Below are 17,518 nucleotides of genomic sequence, written 5' to 3'. Positions count from 1 at the left end.
GCGGGCGGCGGCCGCGGCGTCGCCGATCAACGCGACCCGGCCCTGCGCCATCCGCGAGGCGCGCACGTCCGACACGACCTGGATGTAGGGCTGCGCGGTGCGGGTGACCACCTCGGCGGCGGCGGGCGCGAGCAGTTCCGCGGCCGTTTCCCGCATCTCGTCGACGTAGCGGTCCTGCACCTGTCCCGGGTGGATGGACACGGTGCCGGTGAAACCGCGCTTGTCGATGAGCATCTCCGCCAGGTCACTGCCGGCCGGCACGTTGCGGTACCAGACGTAGTTCATCAGCCGCTCCGACGGGCCGGTCTCGCCGGGGATCGGGTACACCGTGATGTGCGAGTGCGGGACCACGCTGTAGGAGATCGCGTTGCCGAGCAGTTCCCGCGTCCCCGGGGTGAGTTCGTGCTCGGGCACAGTGCCGCGCCAGCCGACGTAGCCGGAGTACTCCAGCTGCGCGCCGGGGTCGAGCAGGGACCGGCCGATCGAGGTGATGCCGTCGGCGAACACGACCAGATCGGCCTCGGCGCGGTGCCCGGACACGAACCGGACGGTCACGCGGTCCTCGTCCTGTGCGACACCGCAGGCGAACTGGCCGAGGTGGTAGTGCTCGCTGCCGAAGTCGGCGAGCAGCGCCCGGTAGAAGGTGCCCCAGGACGTGTAGGTCCAGCGGCGGCGGGCGCGGTGCACGACACCGTTGCCGCGGTCGAGGTACTGCACGTACTCGGTCGCGGTGGACAGCGCTTCCGGGTTCTGCGCGCTGCGCTCGGCGAACCAGCGCACGGTGTCCGGCTGCAGCACGATCCCGCCGCCCCGGCCGTCCAGCGGCGTCGGGGTGCGCTCGTACACCTCGACCTCGAACCCGAGGTCGCGCAGCAGCAGCGCGGTGGTGAGCCCGCCGATCGACCCGCCGATCACGGCGGCGCGGGCGCCTGCGTAGGCACTCATCAGTGGATCTCCTCCGAAGCGGGAACCGGGCCGGGCTGGACCGGGTCGGCGGGCAGGGGCGCGCCGCGGGTCTCCGGCGCGAAGAACAGCCCGATGGCGCCGAGCATCCCGACCGCGACGACGCACGTGGTCGCCAGGCCGAGGTCGCCGCCGAACCAGGACGCGGCCACCACACCGGCCACCAGCGGCCCGGCCGCGGTGAGGTAGCGCCCGATGCCGTTGTAGAGCGCCATCCCGGTGGCGCGGACGCTCGGCGGGAACAGCTCCGGGCCGTAGACGAGGATCCCGGACAGCGCGCCGTAGAGGCCGAAGCCCGCGACCGGGATGACGGCGAGGAACACGCCCCAGCCGGGTGAGAACGGGAACAGGAACCCGACACTGACCGCCGAGACCGCGAAACTGGTCGCGAACGCCTTCCGGCGGCCGATCGCGTCGGCCAGGAAACCCCAGGTGGCGTAGCCGAGCACGCCGCCGGCGTTGAACAGCATCGAGGCCAGCGCGACGCGTTCGTTGGCCACCGCCGGCGTCAGCTGGGCCGCGGTCGCCGCCTGGCGAATCACCTGTGGGTACCAGGTGGACACGCTCCAGAAGGCGACCAGCGACCCGGTGGCCAGCGCGGTGCCGACCAGGGTGTGCTTGAGCAGCGGCCGGGACAGCAGGCGGCGCAGCACGAACCGGTCCTGCTCGGTGCGGTGGCCGCGGGCGCGGCGCTCCCGGCGGGCGGCGATGGAGCCCTTGATCTCCGGCGGCTCCGGCACGTGACGGCGGATGAAGTACACCAGCAGCGCGGGCAGCACGGCGATGCCCATCATCAGCCGCCAGCCGTGGCCGCCGAGCACCGCGTAGGCCAGCGAGGCGAGGAAGAAGCCGAACGCGTAGCCGGACATCATCACGCCGCAGGCCCGCGCCCGGTAGCGGTTGCGCCAGACCTCGGCGACGAGCGCGGCGCCGACCGGCGCCTCCACCCCGGACCCGAGGCCGGCGATGAACCGCAGGACGCCCAGCTGCCACCAGGTGTCGGCGAACGCGGCCAGTGCGGTGAACACCGCGTAGGTCACGATGCCCGCGGACAGCACGCGGACGCGGCCGAAGTAGTCGGCGAGGATGCCGAACAGGATCCCGCCGGTGCCCCAGCCGAACAGGAACAACGCGACGGTGATGCCGCCGTAGAGCCCGATGCTGCCGGTGGCCGGCGCGATCCCGCTGTGCGGCAGCAGTTCGGTCATCGCCGGGCCGAGGATCAGGGAGTACAGGCTGCCCGCGAACCCGTCGAGGGCCCAGCCCATCGTCGTGCCCAGCAGGACCAGCCACTGGGTGCGGGTGATCTCGGTGCGCCACGGTGGCGCGGAGGGGTTGGCCATGGGACGGCTCCTTTGCCGTGGGGACAGGGGTCAGTTGAGGCGGCCGGGGCTGTCGGCGCCGTACCAGTCGGCGTCGTCGGCGGCGGTGCGGGCGACGACGGTCTTGATCCAGGTGAAGTCGTCGAAGGACTCGGATCCGGCGTCCCGCCCGGTGCCGGATTCCTTGATGCCGCCCCAGGGCAGCGACGGTTCGAGGCGGTGGTGGTCGTTGATCCAGACCATGCCCGCCGCGATCCGGTCCGCGACGCGGTGGCCGCGGGCCAGGTCGCGGGTCCAGACCCCGGCGCCGAGGCCGAAGCGGTTGTCGTTGGCTTTGGCGATGGCGTCGGCTTCGTCGTCGAACGGGACGACGACGGCGACCGGGCCGAAGATCTCCTCCCGCGCGACCCGCATCTCGCTGGTGGCGTCGGCGAGCACGGTGGGCCGCAGGAAGAACCCGCCGTCCAGCGGCGCGGGCAGGTCGGGCGCCCCGCCGCCCGTGGCGAGCCGGGCGCCTTCGGCGATCCCGGCGCCGATCAGGTTCAGCACCTTGTCCCGCTGCGCGGCGCTGACCAGCGGGCCGAGCTGGGTGCGCGGGTCGGACGGGTCGCCGATCCGGATGGCGTCCGCGCGGCGGGCCAGCGCGGCGACGAACCGCTCGTAGTTCCCGCGCTGCACCAGGAACCGGGAACCGGCCACACAGGACTGCCCGGCCGCGACGAAGGCGGCGAACGCCGCGCCCTCCGCGGCCGCCTCGGGGTCGATGTCGTCGAACACGACGATCGGGGTCTTGCCGCCCAGTTCGGCGGTGACGCGGGCGAACCGCTTCGCGGTGGCGACCGCGGCGGCCCGGCCGGCCTCGGTGCCGCCGGTGAGGGTGATCTTGGCGATGTCCGGGTGGCCGGTGAGGCGCTCGCCGACCTCCCGGCCGCCGGTCACCACGTTCACCACGCCGTCCGGGACACCGGCTTCGCGAACCAGATCGGCCAGGGCCACAGTGGACAGTGGCGTGATCTCGGAGGGCTTGACCACGACCGTGTTCCCGGTCGCCAGCGCGGCGGACAGGCTGCGGGCGAGGATGAGCAGCGGGTGGTTGAAGGGCGTGATGATGCCGCACACGCCGAGCGGCGCGCGCCGCTGGTAGGTCAGGTACGGGCCGTCGGAGGGCAGCACGGCGTCGCGCTGGGCGGCCAGCAGCCCGGCGTTGTAGCGGAACCACTCCGGCACCCGGGACAGCTGCGCGCGGGTCTCGGTCACCGGGCGGCCGTTGTTGCGGGTCTCCAGCCGGTACAGCGACTCGGCGGCGCCTTCGACGACGTCCGCGACGCGCAGCAGCAGCCGTCCGCGCTCGGTGCGGGTCAGCGACGGCCACGGCCCGCCGAGGAACGCCGCGCGGGCGCGGGCGACGGCGGCGTCGACCTCGTCGAGGGTGCTGTCCGGCACCGTGTCGAGCACCCGGCCGGTGGCCGGATCGAGGATCGGCCGCGCGTGTCCGGTCTCGGCGGTGGTGGGGGAGGTGGTCGTCGTCGACATCCCGGGCCCTTTCGGTCGTGGGTGGAGCGCTTCCCGAGTCTGATCGACGGCGCTGCGCCGGGCGATGTCTGCGGCGACACAGAGTTGACTTGTGGAGTGTTCCCGCTGACACTTCCGGGGTGGATGAGGTTTCCGAGCTGCGCGAGTGGCTGGGCGCGATCGGCGCCCTGACCGCGGCGGTGAACGCCGGTCAGGGGCTGCGGGAGGTGCTCGACCTGGTCGCGGCGACCGCGCGGGAGCTGCTCGGGCTCGACTTCTGCGGTGTCCTGGTGCCGGACACCGCGCGCGCGAACCTGGTGATCGCCGGGTGGAGCGGGCTGACCGAGGCCTACGTCGCCCGCGTCAACTCCGACCGGCCGGTGCGCATCGAGGCCACCGCCGACGTCGGGGCGCCGTCCAGCCAGGCGTTCCTGTCCGGCCGTCCGTGCGCGGTCTCGGACATCTCACGGGAGCCGGACTTCGTCTGGGGCGGTGTCGCGCGTGAGCAGGGCTACCTGTCGATGCTGTCGGTCCCGCTCGTGACGGCCTCCGGCGTGATCGGCACGCTCAACAGCTACCGCTCCACCGTGCACGAGTTCGGCGCCGAAGAGGTCGGCCGGCTCCAGCTGCTCGCCGAGCACGCCGCCATCGCGATCACCTCGGCGCGGGTGCTGGACGACCTGCGCCGCCAGCACGACCTGGTGACGCGGTCGGAGCGGATCCACGAACGGCTGCTGCGCGTCGCGGTGCAGGCGGGCGGGGTCGCCGGGATCGCGGCCGCGCTGCACGACCTGCTGGGCAGGCCGGTGCTCGTCCGCGACGCGCGGGGCGAGGAGCTCGCCGCCGCGGGCGGCCCGGTGGAGGCCGGTGACGCCGGGCCATGGTCACCGCGTGCGGAGCTGGTGCGGGAGAGCGGTGCGCACGTCGTGGCCGACGTCGTGCTCACCGGCGAGGTCGCCGCCCGGGTGTGGCTGCCCGGCGGTCCGCTCGCGCCGCTGGACCGCCGGGCGCTGGAGCACGCGTCGGTGGTGCTGTCGCTGGAACTGCTGCGGCAGCGGACCGCGCTGGAGGTGGAGCAGAACCTGCGGGGCGAGCTGCTCGCCGACCTGCTGGCCGGGGCTGACCCGTCGGCCCCGTCGGTGCGGGACCGCGCCGGGCTGCTGGGTCACGACCTGACGCGCCCGCACCGCGCGCTCGTCGCCCAGGTGGTGGCGGGCGGGAAACCGGCGCCGCCGGGCGCGATCCAGCGGGCGGTGGCCGAGGCGACCCGGCTCGCCGCCGGTGTCCGGCCGCGCCCGCTGGTGGCGCTGTACCGCGGGGACGTGGTGGCCTTGTGGCCCGACGGCGAGTCCGTCGACGGCTTCCGCCGGGCGCTGCTCACCGCGCGCGGGGTCGACGACGCCACCGTCGCGGTGTCCGCGCCTGCCGTCAACCACGCCGAGGCCTACCGGGTCGCCCGCGGAGCACTCGCCGTCGCCGCCCACGCCGGGCAGTCGGGCGCCACGATCACACTGGACCGGCTCGGCGTGGCCGGGTTGCTGCTCCAGCTCGGCGACCCGGCCCCGCTGTGCGAGTACGCCGACCGCACCCTGGGCGGGCTGGTCGCCTACGACCGCGACCACGGCACCGCTCTGCTGGAGACGCTGCGGGTGCACCTCGCCGCCGGGCTGGACCGGCAGGCCACCGCCGCGGCGCTCACCGTGCACCCCAACACCGTCAGCCAGCGGCTGCGGCGCATCGAGGCGCTGAGCGGTCTGGACCTGCGCTCGGCGCGCGACGTCGTGGACGCGCAGTCCGCGCTGGTGGTGCTCGACGTGGCGAACGGGACGCACGCCGAGGCGTGATCGGAAGTCCGAGGTGGACGGAAGTCCCCCGGACATCACGGTTCGGTTTCGGCGGCAACCGGATCGGCGCGGCGAGCGAGTTAGCGGCATGGTCGCCGTGCGGTTCCTGCTCGCCTTCACCCTGCTCCTGCTGGGCGGGTGCGCCACGCAGCCCGCGCCCGTGCAGCCGGTGCCGGTGCAGCCCGCACCGGAGCCGGAGGTCGTGGCGCCGGTGGAACCGGAAGCGCTCGACGTCCCGCGGATCGGCGCGCGCTCGACGCTCGTCCCGCTGGGCCTCAACGCCGACGAGACCATCGAGGTGCCGCCGGTGACCCAGCCGATGCAGGCCGGGTGGTACCGGCTCGGGCCGTCGCCGGGGGAGCCGGGGCCTGCGGTGGTCCTCGGGCACGTGGACGGTGGCGGCAGGCCGGGGATCTTCCACCGCCTCAAGGAACTCGTGCCGGGGGACGAGGTGGTGGTGTCGCGAAAGGACGGTTCCACCGTCACGTTCGCGGTGACCCGCGTTGAGCAGATCGACAAGGACGAGTTCCCCACCGAAGCGGTCTACGGCGACACCGCCGGGCCCGAGCTGCGGCTGATCACCTGCGGCGGCAGCTTCGACCGGGCCGCGCGCAGCTACCGCGACAACATCATCGTCTACGCCGCATTGCGGTGACGATTCTGGGAGGAAACCATGCAGCACAAGAAGATCCTCGCCGGCGCCGGGCTGCTCGCCTTCGCGGCCGGGGTGCTCGCCGCGCCGGCCGCCAGCGCCACCGCGCCGCCGCCGAAGCTCAGCGTGTCGCCGTCGTCGGTGTCGCCGGGGCAGACACTCGAATTCAGCGCGTACTGCGCGGGCAACGCCAGCACGGTGACCTCGCCCGGGCTCGCCGCCCCGGTGACGCTCACCCGCGTCCTGGACGGCTACACCGGCACCGGGAAGGCCGCGGCGAAACCCGGCAGCTACCAGGCCACCTTCACCTGCTCCGGCAGCGGCGGCCCGGCAGGCAACGGCACGGCGACCGCGACGTTCACGATCACCGGCCCGGCAGCGCCGACAGCGACGACGACCACCAAGCCGCGGCCGGGCACGTCGACGCGGCCACCCGCGCCGCCGAAGACCACGACGAAGGCACCGCAGGTCAAGGTGCTGCCCAAGGGCGCGCCGGAGACCGGCGACGGCACCTACGCCGGGTAAGGGCGTCCAGGCCGGGGCAGGGCAACTGCCCCGGTCAGTCCGGCACGTCCCGGTCGGCCACGTGCACGGCACGGCCGTCCTGGTACACGGCGAGGATCCGTTTGCCCAGGTCGCGCACGTCGAGCGGGTCCCCGTCCACGATGACCAGGTCCGCGCGCTTGCCCGGGGCGATCGAGCCGAGCGTGGACTCCAGCCCCATCAGCTCGGCGGCGGACAGCGTCGCGGCGTGCAGGGCTTCGGCCGGGGACAGGCCGTGCTCGACGAGCAGCTCCAGCTCCAGCAGGTTCTCGCCGTGCGGGTAGAGCGGCGCGTCGGTGCCCATCGCGATCCGCACGCCCGCGTCGACGGCGCGCCGCACGCTGTCGCCGGAGCTCTGGCGGATCTTCTCGGCGATGTGGTCCGGGTACGGCACACCCGCCTCGACGGCCTGCCGCAGCCCGACGCCCGCGCTGAGCGTCGGCACCAGCCACGTGCCCCGCGCGGCCATCATCTCCAGCGTCTCGTCGTCCAGGAAGTGACCGTGCTCGATCGAGCGGACCCCCTTGCGCACCGCCGCTTTCGCGCCCTCGCCGTGCGCGTGCGCCATGACGTGCAGGCCCGCCGCCGACGCCTCGGTCACCATCATGGCGATCTCGTCGTCGCGGAAGTGGGGGATCCGCGGCCCGGCGCCGCTGGACACCACGCCGCCGCTGGTCGCGACCTTGATGACGTCCGCGCCGGCACGCACGAGTTCGCGGATCTTGCGCCGGATCTCCTCCGGGCCGTCCACGATCACCGGCGGGCGGCCCGGGTGCGGTGGCAGCAGGTCCACCACGCACGTCGAGGGCCACCACGGGTCGCCGTGCCCGCCGGTCTGGCTCAGCATGTTCAGCGAGATCTGCATGCGCGGACCCGGGATCAGGCCGCGTTCCTGCGCGACCCGCATCCCGAGGTCGGCGCCGGCCGCGTCGCGGACCGTGGTCACCCCGGCCGCGAGCGTCCTGGCCATGTTCCGCGCGCCCTCGTAGAACTGCAGCGAGAACGGCTCCTGCGCGGCGGCGAACAGGTCCGCGCCGGTCATGGTGAGGTGGACGTGGCAGTCGATCAGCCCGGGCAGCACGCCGCGGCCTGCGCAATCGACCTCCTCGTCGCCGTCGAGGCCGGTGCCGACGTCGGTGATCCAGCCGTTCTCGACCGCCACGTCGGCGGGACCGGCGGTGCGGGATGCGGCGTCGAACACCGTGCCGCCGCGGAAGATGGTGCGGGTCATCACTGCCCCTCCCGTGTGAGTTCCACTGTGGACAGGCCGCGTTCGGACTGCCGCCTGATGAGCGGCGCGAGCGCGAACAGCACCAGGGCGAGGACCACCGCGCCCATCCCGAGCAGGCCGAAGTAGGCGGCCGCCGACCCGGCGTCGTAGAACTTCACCAGCTGCGCCCCGATGCCCTGCCCGGCGGCGTTCGACGACAACCACAGGCCCATCGTCTGGGTGGCGAACGCGGCGGGCGCCAGCCGCGTCGTGGCGGACAACCCGATGGGGGACAGGCACATCTCGCCGATCGTGACCACGGCGAGGCTGCCGATCAGCCACAGCGGGCTGGTCTGGCCGGGACTCGCCGCGGGCAGCACGAGCATCAGGTAGGACAGCCCGGCGATCGCCAGGCCCGCCGCGAACTTGTGCGCCGTGCCGGGGGAGCGGGCGGACCGGTCGAGCCGCAGCCACATCAACGCGAACAGCGGTGTCAGGACGATCAGCACGAGCGATCCGACGGACTGGAACCACGACGCTGGGATGGTGAACCCGAACGCCCCCAGGTCGGTGCTCTCGTCGGCGTACTGCGCGATAACGGTCGCGCCCTGTTCCTGGATGCACCAGAACGCGACCGCGGCGACGAACATCGGGATGTAGCCGCGCACCCGCGCCCGCTCCGCCGCGGTGGTGCGCTTGCTGCGCAGCATGACCGTGAAGTAGCCGACCGGCAGCGCGATCGCGAGCATGCTGATCAGGTCGACGACCCCGCCCGGGCCGAGCGCGCCGGTGCCGATCGTCGTGGCGAGCACGGCGACGAGCACCGCGACCCCGGCCGCCACCGCGACCACACGCGAGCGGGGCACCTCGCCCAGCCGCAACGGGTTCTTCGGCGCGCTGCTGAGCGGGCTGAGGTGGCGTTGGCTGCGCACGTAGACGACGAGTCCGAGCGCCATGCCGATCGCCGCCAGACCGAATCCGAGGTGGTAGTCGTACCGTTCGCCGACGGTGCCCACGACCAGCGGCGCGGCGACCGCCCCGACGCTGATCCCCATGTAGTAGATGCTGAACCCCGAGTCGCGCCGCGGATCGTCGCGGGCGTAGAGGTCGCCGACCGACGAGGAGATCGTCGGTTTCAGCAGCCCGGTGCCGCTCGCGATGAAGATCATCGACGCGAACAGCGCGCCGGCCCCGGCGGGGATCGCGAGGCAGATGTGGCCGCACATGATCAGGACCCCGCCGGTGAGCGTCGCCCGCCGGTCCCCGAGCAGCCGGTCGCTGATCCAGCCGCCCAGGATCGCCGCCATGTACGTCGCCGAGCCGTAGACCGCGATCAGCGACTTCGCGCTGCCCGGGTCGATGCCGAGACCGCCGTCCAGGATCCGGTCGGTCATGTAGTACAGCAGCAGCGCGCGCATGCCGTAGTAGGAGAACCGTTCCCACGCCTCGGCGAAGAACAGCCCGACCAGCCCGCGCGGCTGGCCGAAGAACACCCGATCCGTACTCCCCACGCCCACCGCACCTCCGAGCCGACCGTGTCAGTGGGCGCAGACGTTACATCCGCACGGGCCGGTGATCAATGCATGATTCGACTGTCGTGAGCGTTGAGTGTCGCCGTTGCGACTTTCGATGGGCGATTTGCGTGAACAGATCGTCGGGCTGGCTGGGTATGCGTTAGGTTGTCCCCGTGCACGGGAACCTGGACGTGATCGACGAGCGGCTCGTCCGCGCCCTGCACGAGGACGGCCGAGCCTCTTACGAGACGCTGGCCCGCCTGGTCGGGCTGGCCCGGTCCACCACGAAGGCCCGCGTGCAGCGGCTGCTCGGCGAGGGCGGGCTCCGGCTGGTCGGTGCGATTCACCCGGCGGTGTTCGGGCTGCACCAGCTCGGCCACGTGACCATCGAGACCGACGGCCCCGCGGGCCCGGTCGCGCGGCAGGTCGCCGAACTCGGCGAGGTCTCCTTCGTCACCACCACCGCGGGCCGGTTCGCCGTCACCGCCGAGCTGCGCACGGCAGACCTGGAGTCCTTCGCCCGCGGCCTGGCGCGCGTGCAGGCCGTGCCCGGGGTGCGCGCGCTGCAGACCATGACCTACCTGCGCATCTGGAAGGACCCCTACTTCCCGCCCGGGCCGCTGGAGAGCCCCGGCCCGCTCGCGCACATCGAGCTCGACGCTCACGACCACGCGTTGCTGGCGCACCTGCGTGCCGACGGCCGGGCTTCCTTCGCCGAGCTGGCGAGCGTCACCGGCCTCTCCGCGGGCGCGGCGCGCGCCCGGGTGCTGCGGCTGCTGGAGACCGGGGTGGTCCACGTCGGCGCGCTCGTGCGGCTGACGCCGCTGAGCCGTATCCACACGATGGGGTTCGCGCTGGACGTCAACGGTGACACCGAACCCGTGGCGCGCAAGATCGCCGCGCTCGACGAGATCGACTGCCTGGCCACCGGGATCGGCTGGTGCAGCGGAATCGGCACCATCCGGGCCGGCTCACTCGACGACGTGCTCGCCACGCTGGAGCGCGTGCGCGGCCTGCCGGGCGTGCGAACGGTCGAGGCGTGGACGCACCTGCGGGCCATCAAGGAGGAGAACGACCGGGCGCTGCCGCTGGCCGAATAGGTCTGGACCGGGAAATCGGTCGTGGCGCGGGGCTTGGCGGCCGTAGGGTGCGGGGCGTGCACACGATGATCGCCGAGGGCGTGGTGCTCGAGGTGGAGCTGGGCGGCGACGCTCCCGGATCGGTCGAGAACGCGGACGCGTGGGTCACGCTGACCGACGGCACGAGGTGGACCGCGACCTTCCTGACGTACGCGGAGATCAGGTGGATCGTGGGGTGGCACCGCCGGTCCGGTGAGAACCTGAGCGGCGGATACTTCACCTGCCCGCCGGATCTGGTGGTGCTGGCCGAACCGGGAGTGCGGGCGATGCTCGACGCGGTCGTGGACCTGGTGGCCACCGGCGGCCACGAGTCCGTGCTGCACCGGATTCCCTGAGGAGGGACGGCGTTGGCTCAGGCACCGGACGGGACGGGCAGCACGCTCCGTTTCCGCGTGGCGGGCGAGGGCGGCGGGCAGGTGTGCTTCGAACCGGCGGGGATGTGCTACGACCTGGCCGACGGCGAACACGTGTGCGCTCTGCTCGACGAGACACAGGTCCGCGCCCTCGAAGTGACGTACTGGCCCGGCGGGATCTCGGTGTGGGTGCGCGGCAGCTTCACGACATCGGACCACCAGGGCAACGAGCTGCACCACCTGTGGGGCGGGTGAGCCGGATACCATGATCGAAATCCGCAACTTCCTCCGCCGCAAGGACGGCACCTTCGAACCACTCCTCGCGACCTCGGATCCGCCGGAGGACCCCCTCTACGTCGAGGGCGCCATCGAGCTGGTGATCGACGGCGTCGAGATCATGGGCCTGACGCACTGGGACCTCGTCGACCAGTTGTGGGCCTACATCTGCACCCTGCTCGCCCGGCTGCCGGCCGAGCAGCGGGTCTCGACGTTGTTCCCCGACATGCCGGTCGAGTTCGCGATCGAGCGAATCGGCGGAGGGCGGGTGCTGGTCAGCTGTTCGGGCGGCCGCGAGGTCCGGCGGACCTCCGTCGGCGAAGCGGAACTCGTGGAAGCCCTGAGCGCCGGGGCCCGGCACGCGCTCGGCCTGTTGAGCGCGCTGCTGCCGGAGAACGCCGAGGACTACCGGCACGATCTGTCCCAGCTGCCTCCCGCCAAGTCCACATCAGACCGGGGCACGTACCCGGGGTAAGAGGCGTTCGGCCCTAGCCGGGGTGGTCGCGGACCGGGTGGGATCGGGCCGGTGCAGACCGATTTCACCGCCGTGCCGGACTGGTTTTCCTGGGAGAACAGCGGCGCGTCGATCGCCACCGCGGGCGGGGACCTAGTGCTCCTGATGGTCGACAACCCGCCCGGCCGGAACACCGCGTTCTACCGCGTCGGGCGCGGGCTCGACGACACCGGCGCCCTGACCGGCGGGTGGACCGCCTGGCAGCCGGTGCCCGACTGGTTCTCCTGGGAGAACGACGCCGCCGGGGTCGCCGTGGCCGACGTGAACGGCGACGGCGAACCCGACCTGATCGTCTACCTGATCGACGCGCCGGACGGTCCGAACCAGGCGTTCTACCGCGTCGGCTGGTCGCTCGACCGCGACACCGGCGCGGTCACCGGCGGCTGGACGCCCTGGCAGCCGGTGCCGGACTGGTTCGCCTGGCTCAACGCCGGCGGGGACATCACCGTCGCCCGCACCGCCGCCGGCCCGCAGCTCGTCGTGCTCATGGTCGACGCGCCCGAGGGCGCCAACGCCGGCTTCTACCGCAGCGGCACCCTGAACCCGGACGGCGTGGTGACGGACTGGCGACCGTGGCGCGCCGTGCCCGACTGGGGGTTCTGGGACAACCAGGGCGCGGCCGTCGCGGTCGCGGACCTCGACGGGGACGGCAACGACGAGCTGATCGTCCTGACCGTCGACAACCCGGCAGGCCAGAACCGCGCGCTGTGCACGATCGGCTGGCGGCTCGACGACGACGTGCGGCCCGCGGACGGCTGGGGACCGTGGATCCCCGTGCCGGACTGGGGGTTCTGGGAGAACCAGGGCTGCGGCCTCGCCGTCGCCGGGGTCGGCGGCGAACCGCACTTCGTCGTGCTGGCCGTGGACGACCCGGCCGGGCAGAACGCCGCGCTGCACCGGTTGCTGCACCCGCTCACCGACCTGCACATGGCGCCCGAAATGGGGGTGTGGCGCCTGCTGGAACGCGACTCCGGCACGCTCGCCGTGCACGCCGCGCTGCTGCGCACCGGGGACGTGCTGTTCTTCGCCGGGTCGAGCAACGACCCCGACCGGCACCACGCGCACCTCTACGGCACCACGGTCTGGCACTACCCCGGCGAGGAGGTCGAGCAGCCGCACACGCCGGTCGACCTGTTCTGCGTCGGCCACGCGTTCCTGCCCGACGGACGGCTCCTCGCCGCCGGCGGCACCGGGCAGTACGACCCGTTCCTCGGCCTGCGGCAGTCGGTCGCGTTCGTCCCCGACACCCTGACCTGGACGGCGCAACCGGACATGGCGGGCGGCCGGTGGTACCCGTCGCTGCTCGCGCTGGGGGACGGGCGGGTCCTCGCCGTCGCCGGGCTCGACGAGACCGGCATGCTCAACACGGTCCCCGAGGTCTACACCGAAGGCGCGGGCTGGACCACCCGGCCCGGGTCGGCGCACTGGCCCATGTACGGGCACCTGTTCCTGCTCGCCGACGGCCGCGTGTTCTACAGCGGCGGCCAGTACGGCAGCAACAACGGGGTGCGGCCTGGCGTGTGGGACCTCGCTTCCAACGCGGTGACCGACGTCCCGGGCCTGCCCGACGCGGGGCTGCGCAACCAGTCGGCGAGCGTGCTGCTGCCGCCCGCGCAGGACCAGCGGGTGATGATCGCCGGCGGCGGGCCGCAGGACATGCACGACCACTCCGGCGCGACCGTCTCGGCCGCCATCGCGGACCTGTCCGCCGCCGCGCCCCGCTACACGCCCGCGGCTGACCTGCACATGGCCCGGATGCACCTGTGCGCGACGCTGCCGCCGGACCGGACCGTGCTGGTCAACGGCGGTTCGATGATGGAGGAGCACGCGGCCGCGGCGGCGCTGGAGGCCGAGATCTTCGACCCGGTGAGCGGGACGTGGACGATGGCCGCGGAGAGCCGGGTGCCGCGGCTGTACCACTCGGTGGCGCTGCTGGTGCCGGACGGCAAGGTCGTGACCGCGGGCTCCAACCCGGCGCGCAAGACCGAGGAGATGCGCATCGAGGTGTTCTGGCCGCCGTACCTGTTCGCCGGCCCGCGCCCGCTGGTCGTCGTGACCACGCCCGAAGTGCACTACGGCGGCACGCTGGAGGCCGACGTCCCGGACGCGGCGGACATCGCGAGCGCGTCGCTGATCCGCCCCGGCGCGACGACGCACTCCAGCGAGCTGGAGCAGCGGCTGGTGGACCTGCCGGTGACCGTGGCCGGGACGGACCGGCTCCGGATGCGGCTGCCCGGCTCGCCGGAACTGGCGCCGCCGGGCTGGTACCTGCTGACGGTGATGAACCACGCGGGTGTTCCGTCACCCGCGGTGTGGGTGCGGCTGAGCCCCGGGTGATCCCACCCCTCACGGAGATCACCCGGGGCGGGTCTCAGCCCAGTGCCGGCACCGCCAGGCGGCGTTCGTTCGCCGTCGCGTCGTCGGGCGCTTCCTGCGCGGTGCGTTCCGCCTCGACGCGCGCCCGGTAGTGCGCCACCTCGCGGTCGCGCCGGTCGGCGGTCCAGCCCAGCTCCGGGGCGATCAGGTCGGCCACCGCCGGGGCCGCCGCCAGTCCGCGGTCCCGCTGCTCGATCGAGATCCGCGTCCGCCGCGTGAGCACGTCCTCCAGGTGCAGCGCGCCTTCGTGCGTCACCGCGTACACCGCCTCGGCCTTCAGGTAGTCCGGCGCGCCCGGGATCTCCTCGCCCAGCTCCGGCCGCTCAGCGACCAGCGCGAGAACCTCCTCGACCGCCGTGCCGTACCGGCCCAGCAGGTGCTCGATCCGCGCCACCGGCAGACCCGCCCGCCGCGCGAGCGCGTACCGGCCCTCCCAGACCTCCGCGTACCCGCGCGCGCCCACGATCGGCAGCTTGTCCGTCCACGACGGCGGCGCCGGGCGGTCCACATCGGACATCGCCGCGTCGACGGCGTCGGCGGCCATCACCCGGTACGTCGTGTACTTCCCACCGGCCACGACCACCAGCCCCGGCACCGGGTGCGCCACCGCGTGCTCCCGCGACAGCTTCGTGGTCGCGGTCGCCTTCGCCGCCAGCAGCGGCCGCAGCCCGGCGTACACGCCCTCGATGTCGTCGTGCGTCAACGGCTTGCGCAGCACCGCGTTCACGTGGTCGAGCACGTAGTCCACGTCCGCGCGGCTGGCCGCCGGGTGCTCGCGGTCCAGGTCCCACTCGGTGTCCGTGGTGCCGACGATCCAGTGCGGGCCCCACGGGATCACGAACAACACGCTCTTCTCGGTGCGCAGGATCAGCCCGGTGTCCAGGTCGATCTTCTCCCGCGGCACCACCAGGTGGATGCCCTTCGACGCGCGCACCGTGAACGGCTTCTCGATGCCGGCGGCCTCGGCGATGTCGTCGCTCCACACCCCGGTCGCGGCGATCACCACGCGCGCCCGCACGGTGATCTCCGCGCCGCTCTCCCGGTCGGTGACCCGCGCGCCCACGACCCGCTCGCCCTCGCGGACCAGCGAGGTCACGCGCGTCCGGGTGACCACCGCCGCGCCCTGGTCGGCGGCCGTGCGCGCGATCATCATGGTGTGCCGGGCGTCGTCGACCTGCGCGTCGTAGTACTGGATCGCGCCGATCAGCGCGTCGTCGGCCAGGCCGGGCGCCACCTCGAACGCGCGCCGCCGGCTCAGGTGCCGGTGCCGCGGCAGCGCGCGCGCCCCGCCGAGCGTGTCGTACAACGTCACCCCGGCTCCGATGTAGCCGCGCTCCCAGACCCGGTGCTGGAGCGGGACCAGGAACTTCACCGGCCGCACCAGGTGCGGCGCGAGGGTGCGCAGCAGCAGCCCGCGTTCCCGCAGCGCTTCCCGCACCAGCTTGAAGTCCAGCTGCTCCAGGTAACGCAGCCCGCCGTGGATCAGCTTGCTCGACCGGCTGGACGTGCCCGCGGCCAGGTCACGGGCTTCGACCAGGGCGACCGACAGCCCGCGCGAGGCCGCGTCCAGCGCGGCGCCCGCGCCGGTCACGCCGCCACCGACGACGAGCACGTCGAACTCTTCGTTCGCCAGCCGCCGCAGCGCGTCGCCGCGGTAGGCGGGGGACAGGGGTTGGGACACGGCTCTCTCCTCTTTTCCAAGCGTGGTGCCGGAGCGGCGAGCCGCGTGTGGCGGCGCCTTGGGCGGGCGCCGCCACGCAGGCCGCTCCGGCACGGGATTCACTCGACGTCGACCCAGTCGAGGGTGCGGCCGACGGCCTTCTGCCAGCCGGCGTACCCCTCGGCGCGCTGGGCGTCGTTCCACGACGGCTCCCAGCGCCGGTCCTCGTTCCAGTTCTGTTCCAGCTCGTCGGTCGACTGCCAGAACCCGGCGGCCAGCCCGGCCGCGTAGGCGGCCCCGAGCGCGGTGGTCTCGGCGACGACCGGCCGGGACACCGGCACGCCGAGGATGTCCGCCTGCAGCTGCATGCACAGCTCGTTCGCGGTGACGCCGCCGTCGACGCGCAGCACGTCGAGCGTGACGCCGGAGTCGTTCTGCATGGCCTCCACGACGTCGCGCGTCTGGTAGCAGATCGATTCCAGGGTGGCGCGCGCCAGGTGGGCGTTGGTGGTGGCGCGGGTCAGGCCGACGATCGCGCCGCGGGCGTCGGACCGCCAGTACGGCGCGAACAGCCCGGAGAACGCCGGGACGAAGTAGATCCCGCCGTTGTCCTCGACCTGCCGGGCCAGCGTCTCGCTCTGCGAGGCGCCGCTGATGATGCCGAGCTGGTCGCGCAGCCACTGCACGGCCGACCCGGTGACCGCGATGGAGCCTTCCAGCGCGTACACCGGCTTGTCGTCGCCGAACTGGTAGCACAGCGTGGTGAGCAGCCCGTGCTTCGACCGCACCAGCTCGTGGCCGGTGTTGAGCAGCAGGAAGTTGCCGGTGCCGTAGGTGTTCTTGGCCTCGCCGGGCCGGAAGCACACCTGGCCGACGGTGGCCGCCTGCTGGTCGCCCAGCACGCCGGTGATCGCGATCTCGCCACCGAGCGGCCCGTCGGCGCGGGTGGTGCCGAAGTGGCCGGACGACGGCTTGATCTCTGGCAGCATCCGCCGCGGGATGCCGAAGAACGACAGCAGCTCGTCGTCCCAGTCCAGCTTCTCCAGGTCCATCAGCATGGTGCGGGAGGCGTTGGTGACGTCGGTGACGTGCACGCCGCCGTCCACCCCGCCGGTGAGGTTCCAGATCAGCCAGCTGTCGGTGGTGCCGAACAGGGCGTCGCCGTTCTCCGCGTCGGCCCGGACCCCATCGACGTTCTCCAGGATCCACTGCAGCTTGCCGCCGGAGAAGTACGTGGCGGGCGGCAGGCCGGCCTTGCGGCGGATCACCTCGCCCTGGCCGCCGCGCTCCAGCGCGGAGGCGATGCGGTCGGTGCGGGTGTCCTGCCAGACGATGGCGTTGGTGTAGGGGCGGCCGGTGCGCCGGTTCCACACCACGGTGGTCTCGCGCTGGTTGGTGATGCCGAGCGCGGCCAGGTCGGCGACGGTCAGGTTGGCCTTGGTCAGCGCGCTCGCGATCACCGCGCGAGTGCGCTCCCAGATCTCGGTGGGGTTGTGCTCGACCCAGCCCGGGCGGGGCAGGATCTGCTCGTGCTCCAGCTGGTGGCGGGCGATCTCGTTGCCGCCGTGGTCGAAGATCATGAACCGGGTGCTGGTGGTGCCCTGGTCGACGGCACCGACGAAATCAGGCATGGTCACTCC

At 73.1% G+C, this 17,518-nt stretch carries 15 protein-coding genes; 8 read left to right on the top strand and 7 right to left on the bottom strand.

Translation table 11 applies throughout. From position 1 onward, the window contains the following. The 3 genes from AMY39116_RS0338010 to AMY39116_RS0338000 form a co-directional block, all read right to left on the bottom strand. The coding region (locus AMY39116_RS0338010; protein ID WP_020422824.1) for an FAD-dependent monooxygenase at positions 1-945 on the bottom strand (945 nt) is incomplete at its 3' end. Beyond that, positions 945-2,306, bottom strand: coding sequence for an MFS transporter (locus AMY39116_RS0338005; protein ID WP_020422823.1), 1,362 nt, complete (start codon positions 2,304-2,306; stop codon positions 945-947). The genes AMY39116_RS0338010 and AMY39116_RS0338005, both read right to left, overlap by 1 nt. A gap of 30 nt (positions 2,307-2,336) precedes the next feature. Next, positions 2,337-3,818, bottom strand: coding sequence for an aldehyde dehydrogenase (locus AMY39116_RS0338000; protein WP_020422822.1), 1,482 nt, complete (start codon positions 3,816-3,818; stop codon positions 2,337-2,339). A 119-nt stretch (positions 3,819-3,937) separates the two neighbouring features. Here AMY39116_RS0338000 and AMY39116_RS0337995 point away from each other — a divergent pair, with 119 nt between their 5' ends. The 3 genes from AMY39116_RS0337995 (at position 3,938) to AMY39116_RS0337985 (ending at position 6,818) form a co-directional block, all read left to right on the top strand. After that, a complete protein-coding gene (locus AMY39116_RS0337995) occupies positions 3,938-5,641 on the top strand; it encodes a GAF domain-containing protein (RefSeq protein ID WP_020422821.1) in 1,704 nt (567 codons plus the stop codon). A gap of 88 nt (positions 5,642-5,729) precedes the next feature. Next, entirely contained in the window at positions 5,730-6,296 is a 567-nt protein-coding gene (locus tag AMY39116_RS0337990; protein WP_020422820.1) for a class F sortase, read from the top strand. Between the two features lie 18 nt (positions 6,297-6,314). After that, positions 6,315-6,818, top strand: a complete 504-nt coding sequence (locus tag AMY39116_RS0337985; RefSeq protein ID WP_020422819.1) for a hypothetical protein — start codon at positions 6,315-6,317, stop codon at positions 6,816-6,818. Between the two features lie 34 nt (positions 6,819-6,852). Here AMY39116_RS0337985 and AMY39116_RS0337980 read toward each other — a convergent pair whose 3' ends face one another. Continuing rightward, positions 6,853-8,067, bottom strand: coding sequence for an amidohydrolase family protein (locus tag AMY39116_RS0337980; RefSeq protein ID WP_020422818.1), 1,215 nt, complete (start codon positions 8,065-8,067; stop codon positions 6,853-6,855). Further along, positions 8,067-9,557, bottom strand: coding sequence for a peptide MFS transporter (locus tag AMY39116_RS0337975; protein WP_235716303.1), 1,491 nt, complete (start codon positions 9,555-9,557; stop codon positions 8,067-8,069). Before AMY39116_RS0337975 ends, AMY39116_RS0337980 begins: the two co-directional genes overlap by 1 nt. A gap of 176 nt (positions 9,558-9,733) precedes the next feature. Between AMY39116_RS0337975 and AMY39116_RS0337970 the strand changes: the two genes are divergently transcribed. From AMY39116_RS0337970 to AMY39116_RS0337950, 5 genes are read left to right on the top strand one after another with little or no spacing between them, the layout of a single operon-like run. Further along, positions 9,734-10,660 (top strand): Lrp/AsnC family transcriptional regulator, encoded by a 927-nt coding sequence (locus AMY39116_RS0337970; RefSeq protein WP_020422816.1) that lies wholly within the window; start codon positions 9,734-9,736, stop codon positions 10,658-10,660. Positions 10,661-10,716: 56 nt separating this feature from the next. Further along, entirely contained in the window at positions 10,717-11,034 is a 318-nt protein-coding gene (locus tag AMY39116_RS0337965; RefSeq protein ID WP_157358830.1) for a hypothetical protein, read from the top strand. Between the two features lie 12 nt (positions 11,035-11,046). Further along, a complete protein-coding gene (locus tag AMY39116_RS0337960) occupies positions 11,047-11,307 on the top strand; it encodes a hypothetical protein (protein WP_020422814.1) in 261 nt (86 codons plus the stop codon). A 10-nt stretch (positions 11,308-11,317) separates the two neighbouring features. Then, positions 11,318-11,803, top strand: coding sequence for a hypothetical protein (locus AMY39116_RS44250; RefSeq protein WP_020422813.1), 486 nt, complete (start codon positions 11,318-11,320; stop codon positions 11,801-11,803). A 51-nt stretch (positions 11,804-11,854) separates the two neighbouring features. After that, positions 11,855-14,179 (top strand): glyoxal oxidase, encoded by a 2,325-nt coding sequence (locus AMY39116_RS0337950; RefSeq protein WP_027936585.1) that lies wholly within the window; start codon positions 11,855-11,857, stop codon positions 14,177-14,179. A 34-nt stretch (positions 14,180-14,213) separates the two neighbouring features. Here AMY39116_RS0337950 and glpD read toward each other — a convergent pair whose 3' ends face one another. Together glpD and glpK are read right to left on the bottom strand one after the other, a co-directional pair. Then, entirely contained in the window at positions 14,214-15,899 is a 1,686-nt protein-coding gene (gene glpD, locus AMY39116_RS0337945) for a glycerol-3-phosphate dehydrogenase (protein ID WP_020422812.1), read from the bottom strand. Between the two features lie 98 nt (positions 15,900-15,997). Further along, complete coding sequence (glpK, locus tag AMY39116_RS0337940) at positions 15,998-17,509, bottom strand: glycerol kinase GlpK (protein ID WP_020422811.1); 1,512 nt, start codon at positions 17,507-17,509, stop codon at positions 15,998-16,000. Between the last annotated feature and the right edge of the window lie 9 nt (positions 17,510-17,518).

The sequence above is a fragment of the Amycolatopsis sp. ATCC 39116 genome (assembly GCF_000231075.2).
GTDB classification, from domain to species: domain Bacteria; phylum Actinomycetota; class Actinomycetes; order Mycobacteriales; family Pseudonocardiaceae; genus Amycolatopsis_E; species Amycolatopsis_E tucumanensis.
This window is presented reverse-complemented; position numbering and strand designations above follow the sequence as displayed.

Coding starts and splice junctions, on each gene's coding strand:
- glpK (WP_020422811.1), bottom strand. CDS start 17,509: ATGCCTGATTTCGTCGGTGCCGTCGACCAGGGCACCACCAGCACCCGG.
- AMY39116_RS0337990 (WP_020422820.1), top strand. CDS start 5,730: ATGGTCGCCGTGCGGTTCCTGCTCGCCTTCACCCTGCTCCTGCTGGGC.
- AMY39116_RS0338000 (WP_020422822.1), bottom strand. CDS start 3,818: ATGTCGACGACGACCACCTCCCCCACCACCGCCGAGACCGGACACGCG.
- AMY39116_RS0337980 (WP_020422818.1), bottom strand. CDS start 8,067: ATGACCCGCACCATCTTCCGCGGCGGCACGGTGTTCGACGCCGCATCC.
- AMY39116_RS0337985 (WP_020422819.1), top strand. CDS start 6,315: ATGCAGCACAAGAAGATCCTCGCCGGCGCCGGGCTGCTCGCCTTCGCG.
- AMY39116_RS0338005 (WP_020422823.1), bottom strand. CDS start 2,306: ATGGCCAACCCCTCCGCGCCACCGTGGCGCACCGAGATCACCCGCACC.
- AMY39116_RS44250 (WP_020422813.1), top strand. CDS start 11,318: ATGATCGAAATCCGCAACTTCCTCCGCCGCAAGGACGGCACCTTCGAA.